Annotated in this window: 3 protein-coding genes; all 3 read right to left on the minus strand. The window is 68.5% G+C overall.

Translation table 11 applies throughout. From position 1 onward, the window contains the following. The coding region (locus GJ693_RS15610) for an AAA family ATPase (RefSeq protein WP_156257158.1) at positions 1-780 on the minus strand (780 nt) is incomplete at its 3' end. A gap of 6 nt (positions 781-786) precedes the next feature. Continuing rightward, on the minus strand, positions 787-1,521 hold the full coding sequence (locus tag GJ693_RS15615) for a thioredoxin domain-containing protein (RefSeq protein WP_156257159.1): 735 nt from the start codon (positions 1,519-1,521) through the stop codon (positions 787-789). After that, positions 1,518-2,213: thioredoxin domain-containing protein (locus GJ693_RS15620; protein ID WP_207789971.1), on the minus strand; the 696-nt coding region annotated here is incomplete at its 5' end. The genes GJ693_RS15620 and GJ693_RS15615, both read right to left, overlap by 4 nt.

Below are 2,213 nucleotides of genomic sequence, written 5' to 3' on the forward strand. Positions count from 1 at the left end.
GGTGAGCTGGGCGGCCAGCCGCGTGCGTTCGGCGGCCAACGTCTCTGCGGCCACCGCGGCCTGGCGGGCGCGTTCGCTCAGCGAGACCGCCGCATGCCAGCGCGCATGCAGCAGGGCGGCCTCGCCGTGGCGGATGCGGTCCGACAGGCTGCGATAGCGTTCGGCCGATTTGGCCTGGCGCCTGAGCGTGCCCGCCTGCGCCTCCAGGCCCCTGATCACGTCATCGAGCCGTGTCACATTGGCCTCGGCCGCGCGCAGGCGAATCTCCGCCTCGCGCCGGCGCACGGCCAGCCCGGCGATGCCGGCGGCTTCTTCCAGCAGCTGGCGGCGCTCGGCCGGCTTGGCAGCGATGATGGCGCTGATGCGGCCCTGGCCAACGATCGCCGGGCTGTGGGCGCCGGTGGCCGAATCGGCAAACAACAGGCGGATGTCCTGCGCGCGGGTATCGCGGCCGTTGAGGCGATAATCGGAACCAGCGCCCCGCTCGATGCGGCGCTGCACCTCGATCTCCTCGCCGGCGCTGCCGGCCAGGTGCAGGGTGACAGTGGCGAATTCGCGCGCCGGCCGGGCGGCGGTGCCGGCAAAGATCACGTCGTCCATGCCGCCCGATCGCATGGATTTGGGGCTGCCCTCCCCCATCACCCAGCGCAGCGCTTCCAAAAGGTTGGACTTGCCGCAGCCGTTGGGGCCGACAACGCCGGTCAGGCCCGGTTCGATGTGGAGATCGACCGGTTCAACGAAGGACTTGAAGCCCGCAAGGCGAAGGCGGCGAAATTCCAAGGGCGCTTACCGCAAGGCCGCCTGCAGCTTGGGTTCCAGATCGGCCCAGGTGAAGACGCCTTCCTGCACCGTGCCGTTGATGATGAAGCTGGGCGTGCCGGTCAGCTTGTACTGATCCACCGCCTGGTTCCTGAGATCATTCACCGCCTTCAGCTGGACCGGATCCGCCAGGCACTGATCGAACTTGGCGCGGGGCACACCGCGCAGCTTCATGTAATCAGCCAGGCCACCCAGTTCGGCGAGGCGGGCGATGGCCTGGTTTTCCGGCAGCTTGCCCAGCGCTTCGGCATCGGCCTTGGGAATGCGGCCGAAGGGCTCGGTCCAGCCGGCCTGATCGTTGTAGAAATTGTCGAGCAGGCCGAAGAAGGCGGTTGCGCCCTGGCAGCGGGCCAGCACAGTGGCGGCATAATCCGGGCCGTTCAGCACGAAGTTGCGATATTCATAGGAAACATTGCCGCTGGCGACATATTTGGCCTTCAGCGTGGCCGCGGCCGTTTCGTGGAATTCGCGGCAGTGCGGGCAGGTGAGCGAAGCGAATTCGACCAGCTTCACCTTGGCGTCTGGGTTGCCCATGCGGAACCCGCCTTCGGGCGTGGCGGCAACGACATCGACCCAGTTCTGGCCGGCCGGCGCGGCGATGGCCGGCGCAGTCGGCGCGTCGGCAGCCGGAGCGGCGGTCTTGTCACCGCAGGCGGCAACGGCAAGCGCGAGCGCCGAGATGGTCAGGAAATTGCGCATCATTTCGTCCTTTGGGTGGGGGCAGCGGTTACGGCGGCGGTCAGCAGCGGCTCCAAGGCCGTCCAGTCGAAGACATCGGTCTGCATCTTGCCGTTGATCAGGAAGCTGGGCGTGCCCTGCAGATTGTGGGTCTGCACCGCATCCGCGCGGATCGCCATCAGCCGGTCCATGCCCGGCTTGGCGGCAAGACAGGCATCATAGCGGGCGCGCGGGATGCCGGCGGCGGCGGCGAATTCCGGCAGCTTGCCGGCAATCGCCATCGCCGGGCCAACCTGTTCGGGCGGCAGGCCCTGGATGCGGGTGCGTTCCGCCTCCGGAATCTGCGTGAACGGCGTCATCAGCTCGTCCTGGCGGGCATAGATGCGGTTGACCAGCGCCCAGGCCTGGGGCGCGGCCTGGCATTGCAACAGGAGCCCGGCCATCAGATCGACGCCGTTCAAGGAGAACGGCCGATATTCGTAGCTGACCTGGCCAGCCGACACCCAGCGTGCACGGAGCACCGGGAAGCCGGTTTCGTGGAAATGCCGGCAGTGCGGGCAGGTGAGGCTGCCGAACTCGACCAGCTTCACCGCCGCATTGGGGTTGCCGACCAGGATGCCGCCTTGCGGGGTGGCAGCGAAGCGCGTGGCCCAATCGGCCGGGGCGGCGGCGGCGCGCGCCACGGGTTTGGCCGCTGGCTTGGGCGGGGCGGCGGC

The sequence above is a fragment of the Sandarakinorhabdus oryzae genome (assembly GCF_009733735.1).
GTDB lineage: Bacteria > Pseudomonadota > Alphaproteobacteria > Sphingomonadales > Sphingomonadaceae > Sandarakinorhabdus > Sandarakinorhabdus oryzae.